This window comes from Micromonospora sp. USAFONa4, assembly GCF_057197825.1.
The window spans coordinates 840580-866697 of the sequence record NZ_CM170072.1 but is presented as its reverse complement, the minus strand read 5'-3'; the positions used below and the strand labels follow the sequence as shown (position 1 = coordinate 866697).

Annotated in this window: 25 protein-coding genes; 17 read left to right on the top strand and 8 right to left on the bottom strand. The window is 72.8% G+C overall.

Going from position 1 to position 26118, the window contains the following annotated elements; translation table 11 throughout:
- Nucleotides 1-9: 9 nt before the first annotated feature.
- The 12 genes from AC0OO9_RS03340 (at nt 10) to AC0OO9_RS03285 (ending at nt 12602) form a co-directional block, all read left to right on the top strand.
- Nucleotides 10-1194, top strand: coding sequence for an acyl-CoA dehydrogenase family protein (locus tag AC0OO9_RS03340; protein WP_484515467.1), 1185 nt, complete (start codon nt 10-12; stop codon nt 1192-1194).
- Nucleotides 1191-2210 carry a bifunctional MaoC family dehydratase N-terminal/OB-fold nucleic acid binding domain-containing protein gene (locus tag AC0OO9_RS03335; protein ID WP_484515465.1) on the top strand — a complete coding sequence of 340 codons (1020 nt, stop codon included), beginning with the start codon at nt 1191-1193 and terminating at the stop codon, nt 2208-2210. Before AC0OO9_RS03340 ends, AC0OO9_RS03335 begins: the two co-directional genes overlap by 4 nt.
- Nucleotides 2210-3337 carry an acyl-CoA dehydrogenase family protein gene (locus AC0OO9_RS03330; RefSeq protein ID WP_484515463.1) on the top strand — a complete coding sequence of 376 codons (1128 nt, stop codon included), beginning with the start codon at nt 2210-2212 and terminating at the stop codon, nt 3335-3337. The genes AC0OO9_RS03335 and AC0OO9_RS03330 overlap by 1 nt, the downstream gene beginning before the upstream one ends.
- Entirely contained in the window at nt 3334-3759 is a 426-nt protein-coding gene (locus AC0OO9_RS03325; protein ID WP_207914272.1) for a MaoC/PaaZ C-terminal domain-containing protein, read from the top strand. The genes AC0OO9_RS03330 and AC0OO9_RS03325 overlap by 4 nt, the downstream gene beginning before the upstream one ends.
- A 1-nt stretch (nt 3760) precedes the next feature.
- Nucleotides 3761-4942: a lipid-transfer protein gene (locus tag AC0OO9_RS03320; RefSeq protein ID WP_484515461.1), complete on the top strand. Its 1182-nt coding sequence runs from the start codon at nt 3761-3763 to the stop codon at nt 4940-4942.
- 69 nt (nt 4943-5011) lie between these two features.
- Nucleotides 5012-6586 carry an ABC transporter substrate-binding protein gene (locus tag AC0OO9_RS03315; protein WP_484515459.1) on the top strand — a complete coding sequence of 525 codons (1575 nt, stop codon included), beginning with the start codon at nt 5012-5014 and terminating at the stop codon, nt 6584-6586.
- A 142-nt stretch (nt 6587-6728) separates the two neighbouring features.
- The gene (locus AC0OO9_RS03310; protein ID WP_311410287.1) at nt 6729-7670 is read left to right on the top strand and encodes an ABC transporter permease; all 942 of its coding nucleotides are present in this window, start codon (nt 6729-6731) and stop codon (nt 7668-7670) included.
- Nucleotides 7667-8644, top strand: coding sequence for an ABC transporter permease (locus AC0OO9_RS03305; RefSeq protein WP_484515458.1), 978 nt, complete (start codon nt 7667-7669; stop codon nt 8642-8644). The genes AC0OO9_RS03310 and AC0OO9_RS03305 overlap by 4 nt, the downstream gene beginning before the upstream one ends.
- A 27-nt stretch (nt 8645-8671) precedes the next feature.
- On the top strand, nt 8672-9739 hold the full coding sequence (locus AC0OO9_RS03300; protein WP_484515456.1) for an ABC transporter ATP-binding protein: 1068 nt from the start codon (nt 8672-8674) through the stop codon (nt 9737-9739).
- A complete protein-coding gene (locus AC0OO9_RS03295; RefSeq protein ID WP_484515454.1) occupies nt 9739-10572 on the top strand; it encodes an ATP-binding cassette domain-containing protein in 834 nt (277 codons plus the stop codon). The genes AC0OO9_RS03300 and AC0OO9_RS03295 overlap by 1 nt, the downstream gene beginning before the upstream one ends.
- Nucleotides 10573-10575: 3 nt before the next feature.
- On the top strand, nt 10576-12045 hold the full coding sequence (locus AC0OO9_RS03290) for an MmgE/PrpD family protein (protein WP_484515452.1): 1470 nt from the start codon (nt 10576-10578) through the stop codon (nt 12043-12045).
- Nucleotides 12042-12602 carry a nitroreductase/quinone reductase family protein gene (locus tag AC0OO9_RS03285; RefSeq protein ID WP_484515451.1) on the top strand — a complete coding sequence of 187 codons (561 nt, stop codon included), beginning with the start codon at nt 12042-12044 and terminating at the stop codon, nt 12600-12602. Before AC0OO9_RS03290 ends, AC0OO9_RS03285 begins: the two co-directional genes overlap by 4 nt.
- A 221-nt stretch (nt 12603-12823) precedes the next feature.
- On the opposite strand, the gene AC0OO9_RS03280 is transcribed toward AC0OO9_RS03285, so the two are convergent.
- From AC0OO9_RS03280 to AC0OO9_RS03270, 3 genes are all read right to left on the bottom strand, one after another.
- A complete protein-coding gene (locus AC0OO9_RS03280; protein WP_484515450.1) occupies nt 12824-13468 on the bottom strand; it encodes a hypothetical protein in 645 nt (214 codons plus the stop codon).
- A 404-nt stretch (nt 13469-13872) separates the two neighbouring features.
- Nucleotides 13873-14826, bottom strand: a complete 954-nt coding sequence (locus AC0OO9_RS03275) for a quinone oxidoreductase family protein (protein WP_484515449.1) — start codon at nt 14824-14826, stop codon at nt 13873-13875.
- A gap of 10 nt (nt 14827-14836) precedes the next feature.
- Entirely contained in the window at nt 14837-16102 is a 1266-nt protein-coding gene (locus AC0OO9_RS03270) for an FAS1-like dehydratase domain-containing protein (RefSeq protein ID WP_484515448.1), read from the bottom strand.
- A gap of 132 nt (nt 16103-16234) precedes the next feature.
- Here AC0OO9_RS03270 and AC0OO9_RS03265 point away from each other — a divergent pair, with 132 nt between their 5' ends.
- Nucleotides 16235-17047 carry a hypothetical protein gene (locus tag AC0OO9_RS03265; RefSeq protein ID WP_484515447.1) on the top strand — a complete coding sequence of 271 codons (813 nt, stop codon included), beginning with the start codon at nt 16235-16237 and terminating at the stop codon, nt 17045-17047.
- Entirely contained in the window at nt 17044-17880 is an 837-nt protein-coding gene (locus AC0OO9_RS03260) for an SDR family NAD(P)-dependent oxidoreductase (protein WP_484515445.1), read from the top strand. The genes AC0OO9_RS03265 and AC0OO9_RS03260 overlap by 4 nt, the downstream gene beginning before the upstream one ends.
- Nucleotides 17881-17896: 16 nt before the next feature.
- On the opposite strand, the gene AC0OO9_RS03255 is transcribed toward AC0OO9_RS03260, so the two are convergent.
- The 3 genes from AC0OO9_RS03255 to AC0OO9_RS03245 are packed head-to-tail and all read right to left on the bottom strand — an operon-like array spanning nt 17897 to nt 20583.
- Nucleotides 17897-18499 (bottom strand): nuclear transport factor 2 family protein, encoded by a 603-nt coding sequence (locus AC0OO9_RS03255; protein WP_484515443.1) that lies wholly within the window; start codon nt 18497-18499, stop codon nt 17897-17899.
- Nucleotides 18492-19313 carry an SDR family NAD(P)-dependent oxidoreductase gene (locus AC0OO9_RS03250; RefSeq protein ID WP_484515442.1) on the bottom strand — a complete coding sequence of 274 codons (822 nt, stop codon included), beginning with the start codon at nt 19311-19313 and terminating at the stop codon, nt 18492-18494. The genes AC0OO9_RS03255 and AC0OO9_RS03250 overlap by 8 nt, the downstream gene beginning before the upstream one ends.
- 55 nt (nt 19314-19368) lie before the next feature.
- The gene (locus AC0OO9_RS03245) at nt 19369-20583 is read right to left on the bottom strand and encodes an MFS transporter (RefSeq protein WP_484517842.1); all 1215 of its coding nucleotides are present in this window, start codon (nt 20581-20583) and stop codon (nt 19369-19371) included.
- A 97-nt stretch (nt 20584-20680) separates the two neighbouring features.
- Here AC0OO9_RS03245 and AC0OO9_RS03240 point away from each other — a divergent pair, with 97 nt between their 5' ends.
- From AC0OO9_RS03240 to AC0OO9_RS03230, 3 genes are read left to right on the top strand one after another with little or no spacing between them, the layout of a single operon-like run.
- Nucleotides 20681-21580: an SDR family oxidoreductase gene (locus AC0OO9_RS03240; protein ID WP_484515440.1), complete on the top strand. Its 900-nt coding sequence runs from the start codon at nt 20681-20683 to the stop codon at nt 21578-21580.
- Between the two features lie 37 nt (nt 21581-21617).
- Complete coding sequence (locus AC0OO9_RS03235) at nt 21618-22766, top strand: acyl-CoA dehydrogenase family protein (RefSeq protein WP_484517841.1); 1149 nt, start codon at nt 21618-21620, stop codon at nt 22764-22766.
- A 10-nt stretch (nt 22767-22776) separates the two neighbouring features.
- On the top strand, nt 22777-23922 hold the full coding sequence (locus tag AC0OO9_RS03230; protein ID WP_484515439.1) for an acyl-CoA dehydrogenase family protein: 1146 nt from the start codon (nt 22777-22779) through the stop codon (nt 23920-23922).
- A gap of 78 nt (nt 23923-24000) precedes the next feature.
- Here the strand turns inward: AC0OO9_RS03230 and AC0OO9_RS03225 are convergent, their stop codons facing one another.
- Together AC0OO9_RS03225 and AC0OO9_RS03220 are read right to left on the bottom strand one after the other, a co-directional pair.
- Nucleotides 24001-24807 carry an SDR family oxidoreductase gene (locus tag AC0OO9_RS03225; protein ID WP_484515437.1) on the bottom strand — a complete coding sequence of 269 codons (807 nt, stop codon included), beginning with the start codon at nt 24805-24807 and terminating at the stop codon, nt 24001-24003.
- Entirely contained in the window at nt 24804-25958 is a 1155-nt protein-coding gene (locus AC0OO9_RS03220) for an acetyl-CoA C-acetyltransferase (RefSeq protein ID WP_484515435.1), read from the bottom strand. The genes AC0OO9_RS03225 and AC0OO9_RS03220 overlap by 4 nt, the downstream gene beginning before the upstream one ends.
- Between the last annotated feature and the right edge of the window lie 160 nt (nt 25959-26118).

Genomic DNA, 26118 nt, shown 5'->3' with positions numbered 1-26118 from the left:
AGGACATCCATGTACCTGGAGTACACCCCGGAGCATCGAGAGCTGAGCCGGGAGCTGCGCGCCTACTTCGCGCGCCTGCTCACGCCCGAGGTCCGCGAGGCGCTGGGCGGCACCAACGAGGACCGCCCGGCCTACCGCGAGATCATCCGCCAGATCGGCAGGGACGGCCTGCTCGGGCTCGGCTGGCCCAAGGAGTACGGCGGCCAGGGCCGCCCGGCGCTCGACCAGTACATCCTCTTCGACGAGATCAACCGCGCCCAGGCGCCGTTCCCCTTCGTCACCATCAACAACATCGGCCCGATGCTCATGCGCTACGGCACCGAGGAGCAGAAGCGCACCTACCTGCCGGGCATGCTCACCGGCGACGTCATCTTCGCCATCGGCTACAGCGAGCCGGGCTCCGGCACCGACCTCGCCTCGCTGAAGGCCAGGGCCGAGGCCACGCCCGAGGGGGGCTGGGTCGTCAACGGCCAGAAGGTCTTCACCAGCGGCGTCAGCCAGGCCGACTTCGTCTGGATGGCCGTGCGCACCGACCCCGCCGCCCCGAAGCACAAGGGCATCACCATCCTCATCGTGCCGACCTCGGACCCCGGCTTCAGCTGCACGCCGATCGCCACCAGCGGCATCACCCACACCAACGCCTCCTACTACGAGGACGTACGCGTCGGACCCGGGGCCCTCGTCGGCGAGGTCAACGGCGGCTGGCGCCTCATCACCGGCCAGCTCGGTCACGAGCGGGTGGGCCTGGCCGCCATGGGCGGGCGCACCGAGCAGTTGTGGACCGACGTCGCGGCGTGGGCCGCCGAGCCCGACGCCGACGGCGTCCGCGTACTCGACAGGCCGTGGGTGCGCACGGAGCTGGCCCGCGACTACGCCGAGCTGACCGCGATGCGCCTGCTGAACTGGAAGATCGCCGTCGTCGCGGAGGGCCAGAACCCGGCCCCCGCCGCCGCGTCGGTCGCCAAGGTGTACGGCACGGAGACCCACGACCGGGTCTGCCGCAATCTCGTCTCCGTCGTCGGGCCGCGCGCGACCCGGCGCCCCGGCGCCCCGGACGCCGTCCTCGGCGGACAACTGGAGGCCTACACCCGTGGCTCCTACATCAACACCTTCGGCGGCGGCACCAACGAGGTGCTGCGCGACATGATCGCGGTCGCCGGCCTCGGCATGCCGAGGAAGGGACGGTCCGCATGAGCACTACGACGCGGACCGCGGCCCCCGCCACCGACGAGGACGCCTTCCTCGCCCGCCTGCGCGAGTTCGTCGGCCTCGAGGCCACGCCCACCCGCCACGCCCAGGACGCCGTCAACCAGGCGATGATCCGCCACTTCGTCGAGGCGATGGGCGACGAGAACCCCGTCTACGTCGACGAGCGGGCCGCCCGTGCCACCGGCCGCGAGGGCGTCGTCGCCCCGCCGCCGATGCTGTCCACCTGGCTCATGGTCGGCTACAAGGCCCACACGGCCGCCGCCGCCGGCGCCGTGGCGGACACCCCCATGGCCCGGCTGCTCGCGATCCTCGCCGAGGCCGGCTTCGTCGGGGTCGTCGCGACCAACGACGAGCACGAGTACGTGCGCGAGCTGCGCCTGGGCGACGAGATCAAGATGACGACGGTCATCGAGGACGTCTCCCCGCGCAAGACCACGGGCCTGGGCACCGGCCACTTCATCACGACGCTGCGCACCTACACCGACCAGGACGACGAGGTCGTGGCCCGCCAGCGCTTCCGCATCCTGCGCTTCGACCCGTCCCGCGCGAGGCCCCCGGCACCGGCCGCCGCCGACCCGGCGCTGCGGCACAGGCCGTTCGTCCTGCGCGACAACGCCTTCTGGTTCGAGGCCGCCGCACAGCGTCGCCTCGTCATCCAGGCCTGCACCGACTGCGGCACGCTGCGCCACCCGCCCGGCCCGACCTGCCCCTCCTGCCACTCGTACGCGTGGCACGAGGTCGAGGCGAGCGGACGCGGCACGGTGCACAGCTACGTCGTCAGCCACCACCCGAAGGCCCCGGGGTACGACTACCCGCTCACCGTCGTGCTCGTCGACCTGGCGGAGGGCACGCGGCTCGTCGCCGACTTCGTCGGGGACGCCGACGAGGTCGAGATCGGCATGCCCGTGCAGGTCGACTGGCTCGCCTACGACGAGAACCTCACCCTGCCGCGTTTCCGGGCCGCGGCCTCCGCATCGGAGCCCGCCGGAGAGGAGAACTGATGGACTTCCAACTCGCCGAGGACCAGGTCACGGTCAACGACCTGGCGCGCGACGTCTTCTCGCGCAACGGCGACCCGCAGCGCCTCTTCGACGTCGAGGCCGGGCAGGACCGCTTCGACCGCGTCCTGTACCGCGACCTGGCCGGGTCCGGCGTCCTCGGGCTGCTCGTGCCCGAGGAGCACGGCGGTGCCGGGCTGGGCCTGTGGGAGGTCGCCGGGGTCTTCGTCGAGCAGGGCCGCACGCTGGGCACCGTCCCGCTGTGGGAGACCCTCGTCGGCGGCGTCCTGCCGCTGGTGCGCTACGGCGACGCCAAGCAGCAGGCCGAGTGGCTGCCCCGCGTCGCCGCCGGGGACGCGGTCCTCACCGTGGCCGTCGACGACCTGGCCGACGCCCGGCCGTACGGCGCCCGCGTCCGCGCCCGGTCCGGCGCCGGGCCCGACGGTGCGGGGGTCACCCTGAGCGGCACCGCCGTCGGCGTCCGCTCGGCGCACCTCGCCGACGCGATGGTCGTCCCGGCCACCGACGAGGAGGGCACGGTCGGGCTCTACCTCGTGCCGACCGCCGGCGCGGGGGTGCGCCGCGACACCTTCGAGCGCACCGACCGGGGGCTCGCCTCCGACGTGCACCTCGACGGCGCCGCCGCCGAGCCGCTCGCCGAGGGCCCGGGGGAGGACCGGCTCGACTGGCTGCTGCGCCAGGTCTGGATCGCCGTGGCCGCCCTGCAGAGCGGCGTCAGCCAGGCCGCCGTGCGCCAGGCCGCCGACTACACCTCGGGGCGCGAGCAGTTCGGTGTGCCGATCGCGACCTTCCAGGCCGTCGCCCACCAGATCGCCGACTGCCACATCGACACCGAGGCGATGGAGGTCACCCACCTCAACGCGCTCTGGCGCGAGACGACCGGGCGGCCGGCCCGCGCGGCCGTGCACGTGGCGAAGTACTGGGCCGCCGAGGCGGGCGACCGCGTCGCGCGCACCGTGCAGCACGTGCACGGCGGCATCGGCGCCGACGTCACCTATCCGATCCACCGCTACATGCTCTGGACCACCCAGCTGGCCAACACGGCCGGCTCGGGGGCCTGGCACCTGCAGCAGCTCGCGGACCTCGTCGACGCGGGGGAGCAGCTGTGAGCGGCACGCAGATCACCATCGCGCAGGTGAGCGTCGGCGACACGCTGCCGGAGCTCGAGATCCCGCTGACCCGGACCCTCATCGTCGCCGGCGCCCTCGCGACCCGCGACTACGAGGACGTGCACCACGACCCGGCCCAGGCCGAGCGGCGCGGCACCCCCGACACCTACATGAGCATCAACAACACCAACGGGCTCGTCGGCCGCTACGTCACCGACTGGGCCGGCCCCGCCGCGCGCATGGTGCGCCTGAGCACCCGCCTCGGGGTGCCGAACTTCCCGGGTGACGTGATGCGGCTGACCGGCGAGGTCGTCGGCGTCGAGGAGGACACCGTGCGCGTCGCGGTGCGTGGCACGAACAGCAAGGGCGCGCACGCCGTCTCCGAGGTGACCGTGCGCCTGCCCCGCGGAACGGAGCAGTGACGTGACGTCCAACTTCCTGTCGGGGCGCACCGCGATCGTCGGCATCGGCGCGACGGAGTTCTCCAAGGACTCCGGCCGCAGCGAGCTGCAACTGGCCGTCGAGGCGGTCTCGGCCGCCCTGGCCGACGCGGGCCTGAGCCCCGCCGACGTCGACGGCATGACGACCTTCACCATGGAGACCAACCCGGAGAACATGGTCGCCCGCAGCCTGGGCATCCCCGAGCTGAGGTTCTTCTCCCGGATCCCCTACGGCGGTGGCGGCGCCTGCGCCCCCGTTCAGCAGGCCGCCATGGCCGTCGCGAGCGGCGTCGCCGACGTCGTCGTGGCCTACCGCGCCTTCAACGAGCGCTCCGGCGTCCGCTTCGGGCAGGGGCCGCCGCCGGCGAAGACCCAGGCCACCTCGGACAACGAGTACCGCTCCTGGGTCAACCCGTACGGCCTGCTCACCCCGGCCCAGCACACGGCGATGTTCGCCCGTCGCTACATGCACGAGTACGGCGCGACCAGCGAGGACTACGGCCGGGTCGCCGTGCTCGCCCGCAAGCACGCCGCGAACAACCCCAGGGCGTGGTTCCACGGCAAGCCGCTCACCCTCGAGGAGCACCAGGCCTCGCGCTGGATCGCCGAGCCGCTGCACCTGTTCGACTGCTGCCAGGAGACCGACGGTGGCCAGGCGATGGTCGTCGTCAGCGCCGAGCGCGCCAGCGACCTGCCCGCCACCCCGGCCTACATCGTCGGGGCGGCCCAGGGTCTGGGACCGGACCAGTACCAGATGGTCAGCTACTACCGCGAGGACCTCACCCGGATCCCCGAGGTCGAGCTCTGCGCCCGGCAGCTATGGGCCCAGTCGGGCCTCGGACCCGCCGACATGGACGCGGCGATCCTCTACGACCACTTCACCCCGTACGTGCTCCACCAGCTCGAGGAGTACGGCTTCTGCGGTCGTGGTGAGGCCAGGCACTTCATCGCCGACGGCAACCTCGAGGTCACCGGGTCGCTGCCGACCAACACCCACGGTGGCCAGATCGGTGAGGCCTACCTGCACGGCACGAACGGCGTCGCGGAGGGCGTCCGCCTCGTCCGGGGGACCTCGACCAACCAGCCCGACGGCGTCCGCAACGTCCTGGTGACGGCGGGCGTCGGGGTTCCGACAAGCGCACTGATCCTCTCCGCGGAAGTCTGAGCCGCCGGACGGGGCAGCACCACCACCGATCAGCCGGAACGACTCGGCTCGTCTTTTGGAAGGATGAGAATGGGCGTCAGGAACAAGACCAAGAAACGTGTGTTCGCGCTGATCGCCATCGGGGCTCTCGCCGTGGCCGGTTGCAGCTCACCGGACAACTCCGGCACCACCAGCGCTTCCGGGGGCGAGATCGACACCTCGGCCGTGCTCAAGTTCGCGTCGGCGGGTCCGCTGCGCGACCTCGACCCCGCCGTCCAGACGAGCTACGGCGCCTGGGGCTACCTGTTCCTCGTCTGGGACCGGCTGACCATGCTCGACAAGGACGACAAGATCGTCCCTGGCCTGGCCAAGGAGTGGAAGTTCGTCGACGGCGGCAGCGTCCTCGAGCTCAAGCTGCGCGACGACGTGAAGTTCCACGACGGCACGCCGTTCGACGCCGAGGCCGTCAAGGTCAACATCGAGCGCGGCAAGACCCTCGCGGGCTCGACCCTCAAGGGCGACCTCGCCGACATCGAGTCGGTCGAGGTCGTCGACGCGACGACCGCGCGCCTCAAGCTGGTCAAGGGCAAGGGCGTCCAGTTGCCCGCATCCTTCACCGGCACGGCCGGCATGATGGTCAGCCCGAAGGCCATCAAGGACGGCGTCGACATCAAGACCAACCCCGGCACCGCCGGTTCCGGCCCGTACGTCGCCACCCAGCTCGTACCCCAGGAGAAGCTCGTCCTCAAGCGGGCCGACAGCTACTGGGACCCGAACGTCGGCCGCCTCGGCGGCATCGAGCTGCAGCGCGTGCCCGACGCCGCGGCCCGCCTCAACGGCCTGCAGAGCGGCCAGGTCGACCTGGCCCCGCTCAGCTCGGCCGCCGAGATCGCCACGGTCGAGAAGATCGTCACCCCGGGCAGCGGCCTGCAGCAGCACCAGGTGAAGTTCAAGAACCTCGTCGGGGTCTACATGCGCGCCAACAAGGGCGCCGTCGCCAAGCCCGAGGTCCGCCAGGCGATCGCCCATGCGGTCGACCCGGCGGCGATCAGCGCACTGTTCAGCGGCTACTGCACGCCGACGCGCCAGCTCGTGCCCGAGACGGACCCGAGCCGCATCCCGAACTACACCTACCCGTACGAGTTCAGCGTCGACAAGGCCAAGGCCCTGGTGCAGCAGGCCGGCGGCGCCAAGGTCTCCGTCACCTTCGCCGCGGGTACGAACGCCGAGCAGCCGGCCAACGTCGTGCAGGCGTCGCTGCGGGCCGTCGGCATCGACGCGTCGCTCAACCCCGTGCCCAACACCGAGAACGAGCCGCGCTTCATCGCCGGTGACTTCGAGCTGATGGTCGCCACGTCGTGGAGCCCGAAGGCCGACCCGGCGGCGACGGTGAACACCTACCTGCTGAACACCTACAAGCTCGCCGCGGACCCCTCGCTCGTCGCGGCCAAGGCGGCCGAGGCCGGCAACCCCGCGCTGTCGATGGACGAGCGCGCCCCGCTGTACCACGACATCTGGAAGACGACGCTCGAGCAGGGCTGGTACGTGCCGCTGTGCAACCAGACCAACGCGAGCGTCGCGAAGGCGAACGTCGTCGGCCTCGACAACATCCCGATGTCGAACATCGGCATCTGGGATCTGCGCAACATCGCCGTCACGAAGTGACCGGTCGCTCCTGACCACCCGGTGGTGCCGCCGCCGGACCACCCGCTGCGGTGGGGGCCGGCGGCGACACGACACCGCCCGCGCCGCCACCAGGCCGGGCGAGGCTCCGTCCCAGGCACCACGCTCAGAGTCGAGGTAGGACATGCTCCGCTACGCCGGCAGGCGACTACTCGCGGCAATACCCCTGCTGTTCGTCGTCCCGCTGCTCGTCTTCGCCCTGATCGAGCTCGCCCCGGGAGACCCGGCCGTCATTCTCGCCGGCGACGAACCGACCCCGGAGCGCGTCGAGGCGATCCGCGAGGAACTCAACCTCAACGATCCGGTCCTCCTGCGCTACCTGATGTGGATCGGCGACGTCGTCCGCGGCGACCTCGGCACATCCTTCCTCTCGGACCAGACCGTGACCGAGCTGCTGACGCGGCGGATGGCCACGACGCTGTCGCTGGTGCTCGTCGCGATGATCTTCGCCATCGTGCTCGGGGCCACCCTGGCGCTCGTGGCCACGCTGCGCTCCGGCGGCATCGTCGACCGGATCGTCAACGGGTTCGCCTCGATCTCGATCGCCATCCCGGGCTTCTGGTTCGGCCTCGTGCTCGCCTCGGTCTTCGCGGTGGGGCTGCAGATGTTTCCGGCGTTCGGCTACCAACCGCTGTCCGACGGTTTCTGGCCGTGGCTCTCGCACCTCATCCTGCCGGGCATCGCCCTCGGTCTGCTCCCCGCCGCCGAGGTGACCCTGCAGCTGCGCTCGGCGCTCGGGCAGGTCATGAAGACCGACTACGTCCTCAACGCCGAGGCGAGGGGGCTGTCGCGCGCCAGCGTCGTGTTCAAGCACTCCCTGAAGAACGCGTGCATCCCCGTCATCACCGTCCTCGGCTTCCGCGTCGCGGAGGTCCTCGCCGGGTCGGTGACCATCGAGATGATCTACAACATGCCGGGCCTCGGGCGCACCGCCGTCGAGGCCGTGCAGGGGCGCGACGTCCCGGTGCTGCTCGGCTTCGTGCTGTTCAGCACGACGATCGTCGTGCTCGTCAACCTCATCGTCGACATCTCCTACGGCTACTTCAACCCGAAGGTGCGGTCATGAGCGCGAATCGGCCCCCCGCGTCCCCCGTGCCGGGGAGCGAGTCACCCGACGTCGGCGTGCCCGGCGACGGCCTCACCGACACCGTCCTCGCCGAGGTGCCCGCGGCGGCCGTCGGCACGGGTGACCCGGAGCCGGTCGCCGCCCCCGGCATCCTCAGGAGCATCGTGCGTCGCCCCGCGACGATCGTGGCGGCCGTCTTCCTGCTCGTGCTGACCCTCATCGCGATCCTCGCCCCGGCGCTGGCGCCGTACGACCCCGACGTGCAGAACCTGCTCCAGCGGCTCAAGCCGCCGAGCGCCGAGCACTGGCTGGGGACCGACGACTACGGCCGGGACGTGCTGAGCCGGCTCATCTTCGGGGCGCGGGTCTCGCTGTGGGCGGCGCTGCAGGCCGCGGCCGTCGCACTCGTGCTCGGCCTGCCCCTCGGCATGATCGCGGGCTACCGCGGCGGCTGGGTCGACGCGATCCTCACCCGCCTCATGGACGCGCTCATGAGCGCCCCGTCGCTCGTGCTGGCCATCACCATCGTCGCGGTCCTCGGCGCCGGCATCACCAACGCGATGCTCGCCATCGGCCTGGTCATGGCTCCGCGCTTCTTCCGGGTGGCCCGCGCCGGCACGATGGACGTGCGGCACGAGACCTACATCGAGGCGTCGATCGCCCTGGGCTGCAGCACCCTGCGCACCACCGTGCGGCACGTGCTGCCCAACGTGCTGCCGCCGATCATCCTCGTCATCTCGGTGTCGTTGGGCACCGCCGTCGCGGCCGAGGCGAGCCTGAGCTTCCTCGGGCTGGGCGTGCAGGCCCCCGCCGCCAGCTGGGGCTCGATGCTCTCGACGGCCTCCTCGAACATGCGCCTCGCGCCGTACCTCGTGTGGCCGCCCGGCGTGATGATCTTCCTCGCCGTCCTCGCCTTCACCTACGTCGGTGACGGCGTCCGTCGCGCCCTCGTGCGCACCCGGTCGGGCAATTGACCGGCCCGGCAACCACCAGGAGCTGACATGGCACGTGAAGCGGCATCCGGCGGGACCGCCGGCACCAGGACCGGCGCCACCGATCCGGCGGCGGACCTGCTGCGCGTGGAGAACCTGAGCGTCGAGTTCCCCGCGCCCTCGGGCGGGTGGCAGACGACCGTCCAGGACGTCTCGTTCTCGCTCCGGCCGGGGGAGTCGATGGCTCTCGTCGGCGAGTCCGGGTCGGGCAAGACGGTGACCTCGATCGCGGTGATGGGCCTGACCGCGGCGACCGGCGGGCGGATCGCCTCGGGCCGGGTCGTCTTCGACGGCGTGGACCTCACCGCGGGCACCCCGAAGCAGTGGCGGGACCTGCGGGGCCCGGGCATGGGCATGATCTTCCAGCAGCCGATCCGCAGCCTGAACCCGGCCTACACCGTCGGGGACCAGATCGCGGAGTCGGTGCGCAAGCACCTGGGCATGAACCGCAGACAGGCCCGGGCCCGCGCCGTCGAGATGCTTGACATGGTGCAGATCCCGCGGGCGGCGCAGCGGGTCGACGAGTACCCGCACGCCTTCTCCGGCGGCATGTGCCAGCGCGTCATGATCGCGATGGTCATGGCGTGCAACCCGCGCCTGCTCATCGCCGACGAGCCGACGACGGCGCTCGACGTGACGGTGCAGGAGCGGATCCTCGAACTGCTGCGGGACCTGCAGGAGCAGACCGGGGTGGCGCTGCTGTTCGTCAGCCACGACCTCGCGGTGGTGGCCGAGCTGTGCCGGGAGGTCGTGGTCATGTACGCCGGCGAGGTGGCCGAGAACGCGCCCTCGGAGAAGATCTTCTTCCACCCGCGGCACCCCTACACCTCCGGCCTGCTCGGGTCGATCCCGAAGCCGGGCCTGAGCACCGACCGGCGGCTGCGCGCGATCCCCGGCGGCATCCCCTCCCCGGGCGCCTGGCCGCACGGGTGCCGGTTCAGCAGCCGGTGCGAGTACGCCCAGCCGGGCCGGTGCGACGTGGCCCACCCGGGCCTGGTCCGTGTCGACGGCGCCGCCGGGCACCACGCGCGGTGCGTGCGCGTCGCGGAGCTCTCTCTGGATGGAGTGACGGTCTGATGAGCCTGCTCGAGGTCGAGGGCCTCACGAAGTCGTTCAGCTCCGGTCGGGACTGGCTCGGCCGGCGTACGAAGTGGTCGCACGCGGTCAAGGGGGTGAGTTTCACCCTGGAGCGCGGCGAGTGTCTCGCGGTCGTCGGTGAGTCCGGCGCGGGCAAGTCGACGGTCGGGCGCATGGTGCTGCGCCTCATCGAGCCGGACTCCGGGTCGGTGACCTTCGACGGGATGAACGTGCTGGCCACGAAGCCGAAGCAGTTGCGCGAGCTGCGCCAGCGGATGCAGATGATCTTCCAGGACCCGTACAGCTCGCTCGACCCGCGAATGACGATCAAGGACGCGGTCGCCGAGCCGTTCCTCGTGCACACGGACAAGGACCGCGGCACGCGTGAGCGGGAGGCCGTCGAGCTGCTCGACAAGGTCGGCATCGGCTCGCGTTACCTGGGGCGCTACCCGGCGGAGCTGTCCGGCGGGCAGCTGCAACGGGTCGCCATCGCCCGGGCGTTGACGATGAAGCCGAGCCTCATCGTGTGCGACGAGCCGGTCGCGGCGCTGGACGTGTCGGTGCGGGCGCAGGTGCTCAACCTGCTCCGGGACCTGCAGGAGGAGCTGGGCCTGGCGTACCTGTTCGTCTGCCACGACCTGGCGCTCGTCGAGGTCATCGCCGACCGGGTCATGGTGATGGCCTCCGGTGAGGTCGTGGAGACGGACACGACGGAGCAGATCTTCGCCAATCCACGGCAGGAGTACACGAAGAAGCTGCTCGCGGCGATCCCCGTGCCGCTGCCGCGCGACAGGCAGGGCAACCGGCTCGTCGCGCCGGGAAAGGTGGGCTGAGCGGTGACCGACGCGACGGAACCTACCCGGACGCAACTGCTCGCGCGGTTCGCGACCACGCGCCACGAGGACATCCCCGAGCCGGTACGCGACTACGGCAAGCTCGTCCTGCTCGACTCGCTCGTCTGCGGGCTGGCGGCGGTGCGGTTGCGGCGCAGCCGCATGGTCCAGCGGGTCGCCGCCCGGTTCGGCGGCCCGGCCGAGGCGACGGTGTTCGGGCTGGGGCAGCGGGTCGCGGCGATCAACGCCGCGCACGCCAACGCGGACATGATGAACGCGTTGGACGCGGACGACACCTTCTTCAACTCGGCGCACTTCGCGGTGTTCGGGGTCGCGGCCGGACTGGCCGAGGCCGAGCGGCTGCACGCCGACGGGGCGAGCCTGCTGCGCGCGAGCATCATCGCCTTCGAGATCAACGCGCGGCTGAACCTGTCGACCTCGCTGATGGCCTTCGAGGACGGTCAGTTCCGCTGGTCGCCGCTGTCGTCGCACGGGTACGCCTCGATGGGCACGGCCGCCGCGTGCGCCGTCGTCGGCGGCTGGGAGCCGGAGCGCCTGACCCACGCGCTCGGCCTGGTCGCCTGGCTGGCCCCGCCGGCGAAGAACTCCTACATGGCCGAGCGGCGCTCGTTCAACGCGTTCAAGTACGGCCCGTACGGCGCGATCGCGCACGCCGGGATGCTCGGCGCGGCGCTCGCCGAGGAGGGCTACACCGGCGACCTGGACGTGCTGGACCGCACCCCGGGCTTCATCGAGGCGATGGGCTTCCTCGGCGGCGAGCGGCACGAGATGGTGGCCGGCCTGGGATCGACGTGGTGGATCAGCGAGACGTCGCTCAAGCCGTACCCGACGTGCCGCTTCACCCACGCCGCGCTCGACGCGATCCGCGCGTTCCCGGGCACCCATGGCGTGCCGGTGTCGCAGATCGACTCCATGGAGATCCGGCTGAGCCCGGCGGCCTACCGGACGTTGCAGTTCCGGGAGCCGGCCCCGCGTATCCCCGACACGCTCGTCGCGCCGCTGGACGGCGCCTTCAACATGCCGTACGCCGCGGCGCTCGCGTTGCTCGGGCACGCCCCCGGGCCACAGTGGTACGACCCGCAGCGGCTGGCCGACCCTGAGGTGTGGGACCTGGCGCGCCGGATCACGACGGCGCCCGACCCGGTGCTCGACGCCGAGTGGGAGGCCGATCTCAGGGAGCACCCGGGCGGTCAGATCCGCCGGACGCGGGGCGCGCTGACGATCCGGGCCGGCGGCCGGGAGTACGTCGTCGAGTCGGACTTCGCCCAGGGCGACCCGTGGAGCGAGGCGACGCGGGCGGACTGGGACTTCGTGGTCGGCAAGCTGGCCACGTTCTGCGACGGGATCCTCGACGCGGGCACACAGGAACAGCTCGTCGAGGTGGTCCGGGGCATCGAGGACGTCGCCGACGTCGCCGGGGCGCTGTCACCGTTGCTGGCCCGGGCGCGATGAGCCGGGGGAAGCGGATCGGTGCGGAGACGAGGTCGTTCGCCTCGTACGGCCGGTCGTGGCTGATCGTCATCCGTGGGCCGCGCGGGATGGCGTTCGACAGGTTCCTGGTGCGACGGACCGGGTTCTCGCTCGTGTCGTTGCAGTACGCGTTGGCGGGCAGGTTCCCGTACCACCCCACGCTGCTGCTGACGACGGTGGGCCGCCGGTCCGGGCAGCTGCGCGACGCGGCGTTGCCGTACGTGCCGCACGGGACGGACCTGGTGGTCGTCGGCTCCAAGGGCGGCGGTCCCAAGGACCCGGCCTGGGTGGTCAACGCGCGTCACCACGACCTCTGCTGGATCGTCCTGCGGCGCAGGACGATCGCGGTGCGGGCGCGGGTGACCGACGGGGAGCGCGACCCGGAGCTGTTCGCGCACGTCGTGGCGCAGAAGCCGAACGTGGGGCGCTACGCCGAACGGGCCGCGGGCTTCGGGCGGCGGATCCCGCTCGTCGTCCTGTCCGCCGTGTCGGGGGAGCCGCTCACCCAGGCCAGCCAGGACGACGCTGGTCGCCGTTGACGAGTTGCCGCGCCGAGTTGCCCGACGGATCCGTGCCCGATGTGGAGCAGGGCGACGGAGGTTGCCGAACGGTCTTCATCCGAAAGTGGCCGAAACATCGCGGGAGTCCCCCCGGGTGGTGCCGTGCACCGGCCAGCACGGCACCCGGTCGCAAAATGCCCCAGACGCGCTGGCAGTGCTTCACGTGCAGCCGCCGCGCCGCCGACTTGGGAACGAAGAGATCAAGCCCTGAAGGATGACGTCCGATTGTCCCAGCCGAAGCTTGCCAGGTAGGGGTGGAAACCGCCGGCAACGAACAGTGCGGACCCGCCAAACCCGATATGTTCAAAAAGGGTGATGCCATAGGTGGTTCTCACGGATGATGCCTCGTCGTTCCAGCTGATACACCAGATGACGCACACCATGTCCACCTGCTTCAGGTCACTGACCGCCGACCCAGCCAGTATGTGGAACTGGTAGAATGTTCCATTGTCGCCGGAGTAAAGGAAAGAGGCGGTATTGACCGACTTGCCGGCCCAGCTGCCCCCGGTTCCTGGGTGGTCCGGTAGCGAGATCGGATTTCGAACTGCAACGGATTCAGGGGTCAGCACTCGCTCCGGTCCGCCCTGCTCACGAACGAAGCGCTCAAAGTCAGCTGGCTCGGTGAACGCCTGGAGTTGGCCGTTCGGGCTCCTGCCCGGAACCGCGGCCAGGTACAGGGGCTGGCCGTTGTATCTGGTGATCGTGCTTGCGGGGACCGGCTCGCCGTTGATGGTGAGTGGCACCTGCGGCACCTGGTGCACGATCGCCTCAGGGGCCGCCGCCTCCGGGGCTCCGTTGGCGGCGGCGGGGCTTGCGTCCAGCGTCAGCAAACCGGTAGCGAGCACCAGCGCGACGATCTGACCTCTTACCCTTCGGCGTAGCAAAGCCCCGCCGAACGCACTTCCACTCACATCGCCTCTTCCTCCTAAGGTGAGGGTGAATCGCCGTGCGCGTTGCCTCAGACGCATGGACATGCTTCCTCCCGGGGATGGGCCGCCGCAGCCGCCGTGCCGGTGGCGGTTGCGGGTGGACGCCCTTACAGAGAGGAATCGGGCCGGCAAAATACATCCGTGCGGGGGTGTGTGCTCGGGTTGCGGTTACTCGAATTTCAGATGGTGATTACGGGAGTCGAGGTCACGCTGCGGTGTCCGCTGCCGAGCTCCCAAGGACCGTGAACGGAAAAGCTTGACCACCGCCGCCTGCCCCCGGAACCAGCGCGGACACCCGATTGTTGATCGCCGCGGCCCGCTCAGCCCGTGGTGAGGACGATCCGCCCGACGAAGTCGGAGGCCTCCAGCCGGTCGTGCGCGGCGGCGGCCCGCTCGAGCGGGTACGTGGCGGCGACCGCGGGGGCGGCGGCGACGGCCGAGAGGGTGAGGGCCTCGCGCAGCTGGCGGGCCACCGCCTCGGGCCCGGGCCGGCCGATGCCACGCAGCGTCCAGCCCTTGACCATGAGCCGACCCAGGTGCAGGTGGGCGTGGCTGTCGGCGGTGACGCCGCAGGTGACCAGCCGCCCGCCGGGGGCGAGGACCTTGAGCACGTCGGACCACAGGGTGCCACCGACCGACTCGACGACGACGTCGGCCTCGCCGCCGGGCAGGGCGGCACGCAGGGACTCGACGACGTCGGGACGGTAGTGGTCCACGACCTGGAGGGCGCCGAGGGCGCGTACGGCATTGGCCTTCGCCGGGGCGCTGGTGCCGACGACGCGCGCGCCCAGGTGGTGGGCGTACTGGACGGCGAAGGTGCCGACGGCACCCGCGGCGGCGACGACGAGGACCCGGTCGCCGGGGCGCACCCCGGCGAGGTTGACGACCGCGTCGTAGGCGGTGCGTCCGGCGGTGGGCACCGCTGCGGCGTGGGCGGCGTCGAGCGCGGCCGGCCGCGGGAAGCAGTGCGTGGCCGCGACGACGGCGAACTCGGCGTGGGTGCCGGTGGTCAGCCCGACGACCGCGTCGCCGGGAGTGAGGCCGGTGACGCCGGGACCGGTCCGCACGACGGTGCCGGCGACGTCCCGGCCGAGGATCGTCGGTCCGGCGACCGCCATCCCGTGGGTGCCGCGACGGATGTACGTGTCGACCCGGTCCAGGCTCGCCGCCTGGACCCGCACGAGCACCTGACCGGGGCCGGGCGCCGGGGCGTCGAGCTGACCGAGCCGCAGGCTGTCGGGGGAGCCGGAGTCGACGACGTAGCTGGCGAGCACGGGGTTCCTCTCAGGGCAGGGCGAGGGTGGCGGAGGCGATGACGTGGTCGCCGAGGCTGTTGGTGCCGCGTACGTCGACGGTGACGTGCGTTCCCCCGGCGGCCCCGGGCGCCGGCTCCAGGCCGGTGACGACACCGTCGAGGGTGCAGGTGTCGCCGGGGTGGTTCTGCGCGGCGAGGCGGGTGCGGAAGTCGACGACGCGGGCCTCCGGTCCGGCCCAGTCGGTGAGGTAGCAGTTGACCAGCGCGCTGGAGCCGAGGATGTTCATGTAGACGTCGCGGGCGCCCCGCTCGAGGGCCGCGTCGCGGTCGAGGTGCACGTCGTTGAAGTCGAAGGTCGCGGTCGCCAGCGCCGCGATGGACAGCTGGGTGACGGGGACCGGCCAGGGGGCGAGGCGTTGCCCGGTGTGCACCTCGGCGCCGGTGCGGGTGCTCGTGCGGCGTACGGGCCGGGGGGCGGTGAGCACCGGCAGGGTCTGGCCGTCGCGGGTGCGTCGGTGGGCCACGACGACCGGCATGCCGTCGTGCACGAGGTCGGGGCGCAGGTCCACGACGTCTGCGCTGAGGCGGGTCCCGTCGGCGAGTTCGGCGGTGCCGACGAGGTAGGGGCGCTCGTCGAGGGGGGCGGCGGCGTAGCCGGGTTGCAGGTGCGCCGTCAGGGTGCCGGTGGTGCCGGCGGGCGGCAGGTCGGTCGGGGCGGCACCGACCGGGCGCACCGGCCGGGCGAGGCGGTTCCCGGGCGTCGCCGGGACCTCGGCCCGGGTCGCCGGGTTCCAGCGGAGCATCCGCAGGACGACGCGTCCGACCGGCTCGCCGTCGAGGGTGCGGTAGTCGCTGACGAGGTCGACGAAGTGACCCCGGCCGAGGCGGGTGGACTTCTCCGGGGAGACCGCGCCGATGGAGGGGAACTGCTGCAGGTGGTCGCCGGGGCGCAGCGGGCGTACGTAGGTGTGCTCCGTCTGCACCGCGGCCACCGAGGTGAAGCCGCGCTCGGCGAGGACCTCGTTGACCCGGTCGAGGCTCTCGGCGTGGCGGTGGCTGCGCCGGTTGCCCGGCAGGGTCCACATGTTCAGCGAGGTCGCCGGGGCCACGATGCCGCCCCAGGCGGAGCGGGCGGCCCACCCCGGGTCCTGGTAGGCGGGGTTCTCGTCGCCGACGGCGTCGCACCAGATGCGGATGGCCGCCTCGGTGACCGCGTCCTTGGCCCGACGCGGCGGGTCGGTGAGGCCGATCAGGGCGTCGAGCCGGGCGCGGAAGTCCGCGTCGCTGGCGGTCATGGGGCTCCTTTGCGGACACTTATGTCAACCAAGCGCTTGCTTGACGGTAGTGCTGGTGCGACCCTAGGGTCAAGCGTCAGCTGCCGAGCGCGCGGCGACGCCGGTCCGATCGCGCTCCACCAGCGCCCGACCGTGGAGAGGGCCGAGATGATCCCGAGCACCCCGGAGACCGCCACCCGCGCCTTCTTCTCCTTCCCGAAGGTGACCGACCCCGCCCGCCATCGCGACTACAACGCGTGGCACCAGCTCGACCACCGCCCCGAGAACCTCGCCCTGTCCGGCGTCGTCCACGGCGACCGCTGGGTGCGTACCCCCGCGTGCGAGCGGCTCGGCAGCTACCCCGACCCCGCCCTCGCCGGCAGCCAGTACCTGGCGATGTACTGGTTCGCCGAGCCGGCCGCGGACTCGATCGCCGAGTGGAAGGACCTCGGTGACCGGGCGATCCACCAGGGCCGGCGTCCGGAGCTGGCCTGGACCGAGCGGCCGATGACCCGGATGTTCCGCCCTGTTCAGGGCCACGTGGCCCGCCGGGCCCTCGTCACCCTCGCCGCGCTGCCGTTCCGGCCCCACCGCGGGGTGTACGTCGAGGTGAGCCGGGTCGAGACCGCCCCGCACCCCGACGTGGCCGACCTGTCCCGGTTCGAGCACGAGACCCAGGTGCCCGACCTGCTCGCGCGCGACGGCGTCGCGGGCGTGTGGACCTTCCGCAGCGCCCCGAGTCGCGGCAACCCCGACGGACCGGTCACGCGGATCCGTCTCACCTATCTCGAGGCGGATCCGGTCGAGTTCGCGCGGGCCCTGGCCGCGGACCCGCTGCCGGCCCCGCCGGCGGCGCTCGCCAGCACGGCCACGCCGCTGTTCACCGGGCCCCTGGCCACCATCACCCCCTGGGAGTGGGACTGGTTCGACGAGCCCGCCGCGACGGAAAGCCCGGCGAAGTCATGAGCGAGGCCACCGGCGTGACCGGCCTGCGCGAGCGCTACGGGCCCTGGGCCCTGGTCGTCGGCGGCTCCGAGGGGGTCGGCGCCGCGTTCGCCGAGCAGCTGGCCCGGGCCGGCCTCGGCATCGTGCTGGTCGCCCGCAAGCCCGGGGCCCTCGACGAGGTCGCCGACCGGGTCCGGGCCCACGGGGCCCCGTGCCGGACGCTCGCGCTGGACCTGCTCGACGCGGACGCGACCGACCGGATCGTCGAGGCCGTCGCCGACCTCGACCTCGGGCTGCTCGTCCTCAACGCCGGCGCGAACACCTACCGCAGCCGCTTCGTCGAGGCGGACCTCGCACGGGTCCAGGCCGTCATCGACCTCAACGTCACCCGCCCGCTCGAACTCTGCCGGGAGCTCGGTGCCCGGCTCGCCGCACGCGGCCGGGGCGGCATTCTCGTCGTCGGCTCCTCGGCCGGCTACCTCGGCCACGCCGACATCGGCGTCTACGCCGCGGCCAAGGCCTTCGCCCGGATCTTCACCGAGGGCCTGTGGCTCGAGTTGGGGCAGGCCGGGGTCGACGTGCTGCACCTCGTGCTCGGCCTCACGGCCACCCCCGCCATGGAACGGGCCGGCCTCGACCTCACCGGAGCGGCCGACCCGGCCGACGTCGCCGCCCAGGGGCTGGCGGCCCTGGGCGCCGGCCCGGTACACGTCGTGCGCCAGCAGGCCGAGGTCGCCGCGCGGCGCTCCGGCCTGGACCGGGCCGCCCTCGTCGCCGGCAACCACGGCGGGATGCGCGCGATGCTCGGCGGGGGCGCGCCCCGGCCCGAGCTGACGGCTGGATCCGGCGGCTAGGCACCCGGTCCGGCGGCTAGGCGCCCGGGCCGGCGGGCGGCCACGGGCGGCTGACCGGGTCGGACCCGTCGCGGGCTCCCCGCAGCGAGGCCTCGGGGATCGGCCACTGCCCGGCGAGGTCGTCGACCCGCTGCCACTCCGAGACGGTGAGACGTTCCCGCACCCGCCACTCGCCCGCGCGCCGGGTGACGAGGTCGACGTAGCGGAACCCGCTGACGAGGTTGCCGTGCGGCGGCTCCGACGCGCTGCGCTGGAACGCGATGCCGTACGTCTCGGCCCGGGCCCGGTCCGGGTCGGTCGGGTCGAGCTCGACCAGGACGTTCGTCAGGTAGTGCATCGTCATGGTGCGCCGCGCCACGAGCGCGAAGACCACGTCCAGCGTCGTGTCCCGGTCGGCCACGCTCCCGCCGAGGGTGATCCGGGCGTCCGGGTGGAAGGCGCTCGCGGCGAGGTCCCGGTCCATCCGGTCGACCCCGCGCGCGTAGCGCAGCAGGGCCCGCTCGATGGCCCGCTCGGCGAGCAGCGCGTCCAGCCCGACCGGGCCGGAGGCCCTGGTCGCCGCGTCCCCCTCACCGCAAGGGCCCGACATCGAGGGGACGGACCGGGGCTGCTCAGACACCGAAGCCTCCGTCGACGTCGAGCTTCTGCCCGGTGACGAAGTCGGCCCGGTCGCTGGCCAGGAAGCAGGCGGCCTCGGCGACGTCGAGGGCGGCACCGAACCGCCGCAGCGGGGTCGAGGACCGGGCCACGGCCAGGGCGCGTTCGTCGAGGTCCCCGGAGGCGATGAGCCGCTCGGCCATCCCGTCGGTGAGCATGCCCGGCCCGACGCAGTTGAACCGGATGCCGAAGCGGCCCTCCTCGTTGGCGAAGGCCCGCACGAGCGCCTCGACCGCCGCCTTCGGCGCGGCGGAGAGGCCGTCGCGGGTGGGGTAGCGCGCCGTCGCCGCGGTCGTGATCGCCACCACGTTGCCGCGGCTTTCCCGCAGGGCCGGCAGGCAGGCCGAGACCAGCGTGAAGAAGGCGGTCGTGTCGTTGGCCACCTGTGTGGCGAACTGCCCGGGGCTCACCGTCGACAGGTGCCGCATGGGCACGTGCGGCCCGGCCGCGTGCACGACCGTGTGCAGCGGACCGTGGCCTCCGGTGAGGGCGGTCACGAGCGCGGCGGTGGCCTCGGCGTCGGTGAGGTCGAGGCGGTGCGCCGAGTGCGTGCCGGACGCGACGGGCGGCAGTTCGCCGAGCAACTGCCGGGCCGCCTCGGTGTTGCCGCGGTAGGTGATCGCCACCGCCGATCCCCGGCGGGCCAGCTCGAGGGCGATGACCCGGCCGATCCCGCCGCTGCCGCCGGTGACGAGCGCGAACCCGGTGCGGTGGGCGAAGTCGGCGGGTACGGGCAGCGCCGCCGCGGGCGTGGTCGGGGGGGACTGGTCGGTCACGGCGAACTCCTTCGGGGGGCGGTGGGTCGGCAGGGAGCAGGAGGGGCCGGGGCGGTCACGTCGCGGGCAGGGGGGCGGTGCCCCCGCGCCGCAACCACACGAGAACGGTGATCGCCGTCGCGACGCACGCGGCGGCGTACAGCAAGAAGGCGGTCGCGGAGCCGAACCACGTGCTCAGCCCGCCGAGCAGGAGGGCACCGAACGGCATGCCGCCCCAGCCGAGGAAGTAGAGGCTCATTGCCCGGCCGCGCTGCGCGTCGTCGACGACCCGCTGGACGACCGTCTGCAGGATCACCATGGCGCCGATGCTGAACGAGCCGCACAGCAGCGCGGCCCCCGCGAGCACGGGAACTGTCGTCGCCGCCCCGAGCAGCGCGGTGCTCACGGCGAGCAGGCCGAGGGTGACCGCGGCGTGCCACACGGTGGCGACGCGCCCGGAGAGCCGGGCCACGACGAGGACCCCGAGGAACGAGCCCAGCCCGGTCAGGGCCACGAGCATGGGGAAGACCGTCTCCGGATGGTCCGAGGTCGAGGTCGCCCGGACGGCGAGCTGGGTCGTGAAGGTGCACCCGAAGAAGGCGTTGACCCCCACGATGACCAGGCAGAGCGCGGCGGGGGGCCGCTCCCGGGCGTGCCGGATGCCGGCGCGGACCTGCGTCGCCAGGCTCTCGCGGACGACGGGGGTGGCCGGCGGGACGCGACGGGTGCGGACCGCGACGGCGGCGGCGACCGCGGCGAGGCTGAGCGTCGCGTACATCACGAACGTGCCCAGCGGTCCCCAGGCCACGAGGATCAGCCCGGCGACCGCGGGGCCGATCGAGCGGGCGAGGTTGAGCCCGGCGGCCTGGATCGGGACGGCGGTGCCGAGCGCCTCGGCCGGGACGGTGTTGGCCACGAGGGCCTGGGTCACCGGGGACAGGAAGCTGATCCCGGTGCCGGCGAGGAAGGCGAGCCCGAGCAGCACGGGCAGGTCGACGACCCGGGCCGCGACCGTCGCCGCGCAGACCGCGGCCAGGGCGCTCGTCGCCAGGAGTACGCCGATCTGCAGCCGCCGCCGGTCGAAGGCGTCGGCCAGCACCCCGGCCGGGATGGAGAAGAGCGTGAACGGCACGAGCAGGCAGAAGAAGAGCGCGCCCATCGTCGCCGGGGTGCCGTCGACCTCGGTGAGCACCGACTGGAAGGCGATGTTGCAGCCCCAGTAGCCGGCCTGGGACAGCACCAGGGTCAGGAGTACGAAGCGGAAGTCTCGGAATCGCAGGGCCGAGAACATCGTCACGTGGTCCGCCGTCCTTCTGTCGTTTCGCGGACCCTACCAAGCGCTTGCTTGCATAGCTAGTGTCGGATGTGGTTTTCTGGCCGCACCACGAGTGAAGGGGCGTGTCGTGAGCGGCTTCTGCGTAGGACGAACGGTGATCGTGACCGGTGCGGGACAGGGGCTGGGCCGGGCGCACGCCCTCGAGTACGCCCGACAGGGCGCCGACGTCGTCGTCAACGACGTCGAGAACAGCCGGGAGGCGGCCCAGGCCGTCGTCGACGAGATCCGTGCAGCTGGCGGTCGCGCGGTCGTCAGCGCCGGCGACGTCAGCGACTGGGCCTACGGTGAGCGCCTCGTGCGCGAGACCGTCGAGACCTTCGGCGGACTGCACACCCTCGTCAACAACGCCGGCATCAACCGCGACCGGATGCTTGTCAACATGAGCGAGCAGGAATGGGACTCCGTCCTGCGGGTCGACCTCAAGGGCCACTTCGTGCCGATGCGCCACGCCGCCGCGTACTGGCGGGACGAGGCCAAGGCCGGCCGACAGGTCGCCGCGCGCGTCGTCAACACGTCCTCCGGGGCGGGGCTCATGGGCAGCGTCGGGCAGGGCAACTACGGCGCCGCCAAGGCCGGGATCGCCGCCCTGACCCGGATCGCGGCCGTCGAGTGGGCCCGCTACGGCATCGTCGTCAACGCGATCGCCCCCTCGGCCCGTACGCCGATGACCGAGGCCGTCTTCGCCGAGGCGATGGCCGCCCCCGAGACGGGCTTCGACGCGATGGACCCGGCCAACGTCTCCCCCCTCGTGGTCTGGCTCGGGTCCGACGCCGCGCAGGCCGTCACCGGAGCCGTCTTCGAGGTCGCCGGCGGCGAGGTCTCGCTCGCCGACGGCTGGCGCCACGGGCCGGCCGCCACCAGGGGCGAGCGGTGGAAGCCGGAGGAACTCACCGAAGCGATCGCCGACCTCGTCGCCCGCGCCGAGCCGCCGACCCCCGTCTACGGCGCCTGACATGGGTACGGACGCGGCGCGGGCCACCGGTGCACCGGTGAGCGACGAGCAGTTCCGGGCCGAGATCCGCGGCTGGCTCCACGAGGCCCTCACCGGGCCGTTCGCCGCGGCCGTCGGCACCGGCGGCGAGGGACGCGAGCACGAGGCGCACGAGCTGCGCCGCGAGTGGGAGCGCCACCTGGGCCGGGCCGGCTGGATCGGCCTCGGCTGGCCCAGCGAGTACGGCGGTCGCCCCGCCACCCTGGCCCAGCAGGTCATCTACCACGAGGAGTACGCCCGCGCGGCCGCCCCCGGCCGGCTCGGGCACATGTCCGAGCAACTGCTCGGCCCGACCCTGCTGGCGTTCGGCACGCCGGAGCAGAAGGCGCGGTTCCTGCCCGGCATCACCAGCGGCGAGGACATCTGGTGCCAGGGCTACTCCGAGCCCGACGCCGGCTCGGACCTCGCCGGGGTGCGCACCCGCGCCGAGCGCCGGGGCGACAGCTACGTCATCACCGGGCAGAAGGTGTGGACCTCCCTCGCGCACCTGGCCGACTGGTGCTTCGTGCTGTGCCGCACCGACCCCGGCTCGACCCGGCACGCGGGCCTGTCCTACCTGCTCGTGCCGATGCACCAGCCCGGCGTCACGGTGCGCCCGATCACCCAGCTGACCGGCACGAGCGAGTTCAACGAGGTCTTCTTCGACGGGGCCGTGGCCGCCGTCGAGCACCGCGTCGGCGCCGAGGGCGAGGGCTGGAAGGTCGCCATGGGCACCCTGGGCTTCGAGCGCGGCGTGTCCACCCTCGGCCAGCAGATCGGCTTCCGCCGGCGCCTCGACGCCGTCATCGCCCGGGCCCACGAGAACGGCGCCTGGCAGGAGCCGGCGCTGCGCGACCGCCTCGTCGAGGCGTACATCGGGCTCGAGGTGATGCGGCACACGGCGGTGCGGCTGCTCGCGTCCGCCGGTGAAGGGCTGTCGGGCCTGGAGGCGTCGATCTCCAAGCTCCAGTGGGCCACGTGGAACCGCTCGCTCGGCGAGCTGGCGGTCGACGTCGAGGGGGCCGGGGCGCTGCTCACCGGGCCCGGGTACGAGCTGGACGACGCCCAGACCCACTTCCTCTTCAGCCGCGCAAACACGATCTACGGCGGCTCCAACGAGATCCAGCGCAACATCATCGCCGAGCGCCTGCTCGGTCTGCCCCGGTGAGGTGAGGACGATGACCGAAGCGAGCGCCGGCCCCCAGCGTGTGGCCGAGGCGTTGTCGCCCGAGGCGGCCGAGGAGGTGGCCCAGGTCCGCGCCTCCGTCGTCGAGGTGCTCGACGAGCGGGCCGACCTGCGCCGCACCCACGAGCTCATGGTCGGGGCGCAGGGCCACGACCCGCGGCTGCACGAGCTGCTCACGGCCGAACTGGGCGTGCTCGGCCTCGTCGTGCCGGAGCACCTCGGCGGGCTCGGCCTCGACGTGTCCGCCGCGACCGCCGTCATCGAGGAGCTCGGGGCCCGGCTCGTGCCCGGCGCGCTCGCGACGAGCCTCACCGCGATCCTCGCCGCCCGCGCCCTCGGCCCGAGCGCCGAGCCCCTGCTGACGCGCGTCGTGGACGAGCAGCTGACCCTGGCCGGTGCCCTCGCCGAGGACGGCGCGGGCTGGGACCTCGAACGGACCGCCACCCGGGCCACCAGCACCTCAGACGAGTGGGGGCTGACCGGGACCAAGACCCTCGTCGCCGGAGTCGAGGCCGCCCGGGTCGTCCTCGTCACCGCCCGCGACACCGGCGGTGGGCTCGGCGTCTACGCCGTCGACCTGGCCGCCGACGGGGTGGAAGTGCGGACGCACATGACGCTCGACCAGACCCGGCGGCTGAGCACGGTGCACCTCCGCGAGGCCGCCGCCACCCGCGTCGACGCCCCCGGCGGCGAGGGGGCCCGGGTGCTGCTCGACCACGTGCGCGCCATGCTCGCGCTGGAGTCGGCCGCCGCGGCCCGCGCCTGCCTCGACCGCACCGTCGAGTACCTCAAGGTCCGCGAGCAGTTCGGCCGCCCGATCGGGTCGTTCCAGGCCCTCAAGCACCGCTGCGCCGACCTTGCCGTCGCGGTCGCCGGGGCGCGGGCCACGGCCGACCACCTCGTCACGACGCTGCGCACCGGGGCCGCCACCCGCTCGCACGACGCGGCACTGGCCAAGCTGGTGTGCACCGACACGCTGATGACCGTCGCCGCCGAGGCGATCCAGCTGCACGGCGGCATCGGGTTCACCTTCGAGCACGACGCGCACCTGTTCTTCAAGCGTGGCAAGTCGGCCCAGTTGCTGGCCGGTTCCCCGGCGGCGGTCCGCGCCGAGGTGGCGGCGCTCGCCGGTCTCTGAGCCGGCCGCCGACAGCGCATGAGGAAGGGGTCCGCACCGGCCGGTGCGGACCCCGCTGTCGTACGTGCGCCGCTGGGCTCAGCCGAGCGGACCGGTGCCGGGCGGCTGGGCGGCCAGGTGCCGCGACGGGATCTCCCCACCACCGGCGACGACGATCTCCGTGCCGGTGACGTACCCGGCCAGCGGCGAGGCGAGCAACAGGCAGGCCGCGGCGACATCGGCCGGGGTGGCCATCCGCCGCATGGGGATCGTCCGGGCCACCCGGTCCTGTCCCGCCTCGTCGCCGTAGTAGAGGTGCGACAGCTCGGTCCGCACGAGACCCACCGTCACCTGGTTGACCCGCACGGCCGGCGCGAAGTCGAGCCCGAGGCACCGGGTCAGCATCGTCAGGCCCGCCTTCGCGGCGGCGTACGCGGCGGTGTCCGGGGCCGGGTTGGCCCCGGCGACCGAGCCGATGTTGATGATCGTCCCGCCGCCCTGCCGCTGCATGACCTCGTTGGCCTGCTGGGCGACGTAGAACGGCGCGAGCAGGTTGAGCGTGACGATCGCCGAGACGAAGCGGGGGGAGACCGTCGCGGTGTCGGCGTTCGGCGCGCCACCGGCGTTGTTGACCAGGATGTCGAGCCGGCCGAACCGGTCCACCGCCGCGGCGACGAGGGCCTTGGCCTGCTCCGGGTCGCGCACGTCCGACCGGACGAAGACGGGCGTGCGTCCGTCGACCTCGGGCAACTGCTCGGGCTCGCCGCGGCCGCACACGAGCACCCGCGCCCCGGCCCTGAGGAAGGTACGGGTGATCTCGGCGCCGATGCCCCGGGTGCCGCCGGTGACGATGGCGACCTGGCCGGTCAGATCGACGCCCTCGGGCGTGGCGGGGGAGTGGGTCATCCGAGCCTCTCGATGATCGTCACGTTGGCCTGGCCGCCGCCCTCGCACATCGTCTGCAGGCCGTAGCGACCGCCGGTGCGCTCGAGCTCGTGCAGCAGGGTGGTCATGAGCCGGGCGCCGGTGGCGCCGAGGGGGTGGCCCAGGGCGATCGCGCCGCCGTTGACGTTGACCCGCTCCGGGTCGGCCCCGGTCTCCCTGATCCAGGCGAGCACGACCGAGGCGAACGCCTCGTTGACCTCGAACAGGTCGATGTCCCCGATCGACAGCCCGGTGCGTCCGAGCGCGTGGGCGGTGGCCGGGATCGGGGCGGTGAGCATCCACACCGGGTCGTCGGCGCGTACCGACAGGTGGTGGATCCGGGCGCGCGGGGTCACCCCGTGCTCGGCCACGGCCCGCTCGCTCATCACGAGCAGGGCGGCGGCGCCGTCGCAGATCTGGCTCGCCGCGGCGGCGGTGACCCGGCCGCCCGGGGTGAGCGGGTTGAGACCGGCCATCTTCTCCAGGCTCGTGTCGGCGCGCGGACAGGTGTCGGTGTCGACGTCGCCGACGGCGCGGATCTCGCGGGTGAAACGGCCCTCGGCGATGGCCCGCAGGGCCCGCTCGTGGCTGCGCAGGGCGAAGCGTTCCATGTCCTCCCGGCTGACGTCCCACTTCTCGGCGATCATCTCGGCCGAGCGGAACTGCGAGATCTCCTCGTCGCCGTAGCGCTCGCGCCAGCCGGTGGAGCCGGAGAAGGGGTCGGCGAAGCCGTACTGCTGGCCGGTGAGCATCGCGGCCGAGATGGGGATGGCGCTCATGTTCTGCACGCCCCCGGCGACGACGACGTCGTTGACCCCGGCCATGACGGCCTGGGCCGCGAAGTGCACCGCCTGCTGGCTCGAGCCGCACTGCCGGTCCACGGTGACCCCGGGCACGTGCTGGGGGAGGCCGCCGGCGAGCCAGGCGGTGCGGGCGACGTCGCCGGCCTGCGAGCCGATGGTGTCGACGCAGCCGAACACGACGTCCTCGACGGCGTCGGGGTCGATCCCCGAGGAGCTCATGAGGCTGGTGAGCGCGGCGGCGCCCAGGTCAGCGGAGTGGATGCCCGCGAGCGCGCCGCCGCGTCGCGTGACGGGGGTGCGGACGGCGTCCACGATGTATGCCTCTGCCACCGGGTTCCCTTCCTGCGGATGCCTCGCCGGTCGGTGCCGGACGTCGGATCGGTTGAGTCTGCGTGGCTCGCTGACGGGGTGGCCGGCGTCGCCACAGCTAGTCTAGCAAGCGCTTGGTTGGTAGTCTGTGCTCCGCGCCAGACAAGTGACCGGCTCCGCG

Bases quoted from the DNA above. Each gene is read 5' to 3' on its own strand.
- AC0OO9_RS03340 (WP_484515467.1), top strand. From the start codon at position 10: ATGTACCTGGAGTACACCCCGGAGCATCGAGAGCTGAGCCGGGAGCTG.
- AC0OO9_RS03335 (WP_484515465.1), top strand. From the start codon at position 1,191: ATGAGCACTACGACGCGGACCGCGGCCCCCGCCACCGACGAGGACGCC.
- AC0OO9_RS03330 (WP_484515463.1), top strand. From the start codon at position 2,210: ATGGACTTCCAACTCGCCGAGGACCAGGTCACGGTCAACGACCTGGCG.
- AC0OO9_RS03315 (WP_484515459.1), top strand. From the start codon at position 5,012: ATGGGCGTCAGGAACAAGACCAAGAAACGTGTGTTCGCGCTGATCGCC.
- AC0OO9_RS03310 (WP_311410287.1), top strand. From the start codon at position 6,729: ATGCTCCGCTACGCCGGCAGGCGACTACTCGCGGCAATACCCCTGCTG.
- AC0OO9_RS03305 (WP_484515458.1), top strand. From the start codon at position 7,667: ATGAGCGCGAATCGGCCCCCCGCGTCCCCCGTGCCGGGGAGCGAGTCA.
- AC0OO9_RS03300 (WP_484515456.1), top strand. From the start codon at position 8,672: ATGGCACGTGAAGCGGCATCCGGCGGGACCGCCGGCACCAGGACCGGC.
- AC0OO9_RS03295 (WP_484515454.1), top strand. From the start codon at position 9,739: ATGAGCCTGCTCGAGGTCGAGGGCCTCACGAAGTCGTTCAGCTCCGGT.
- AC0OO9_RS03285 (WP_484515451.1), top strand. From the start codon at position 12,042: ATGAGCCGGGGGAAGCGGATCGGTGCGGAGACGAGGTCGTTCGCCTCG.
- AC0OO9_RS03270 (WP_484515448.1), bottom strand. From the start codon at position 16,102: ATGACCGCCAGCGACGCGGACTTCCGCGCCCGGCTCGACGCCCTGATC.
- AC0OO9_RS03260 (WP_484515445.1), top strand. From the start codon at position 17,044: ATGAGCGAGGCCACCGGCGTGACCGGCCTGCGCGAGCGCTACGGGCCC.
- AC0OO9_RS03245 (WP_484517842.1), bottom strand. From the start codon at position 20,583: ATGTTCTCGGCCCTGCGATTCCGAGACTTCCGCTTCGTACTCCTGACC.
- AC0OO9_RS03230 (WP_484515439.1), top strand. From the start codon at position 22,777: ATGACCGAAGCGAGCGCCGGCCCCCAGCGTGTGGCCGAGGCGTTGTCG.
- AC0OO9_RS03225 (WP_484515437.1), bottom strand. From the start codon at position 24,807: ATGACCCACTCCCCCGCCACGCCCGAGGGCGTCGATCTGACCGGCCAG.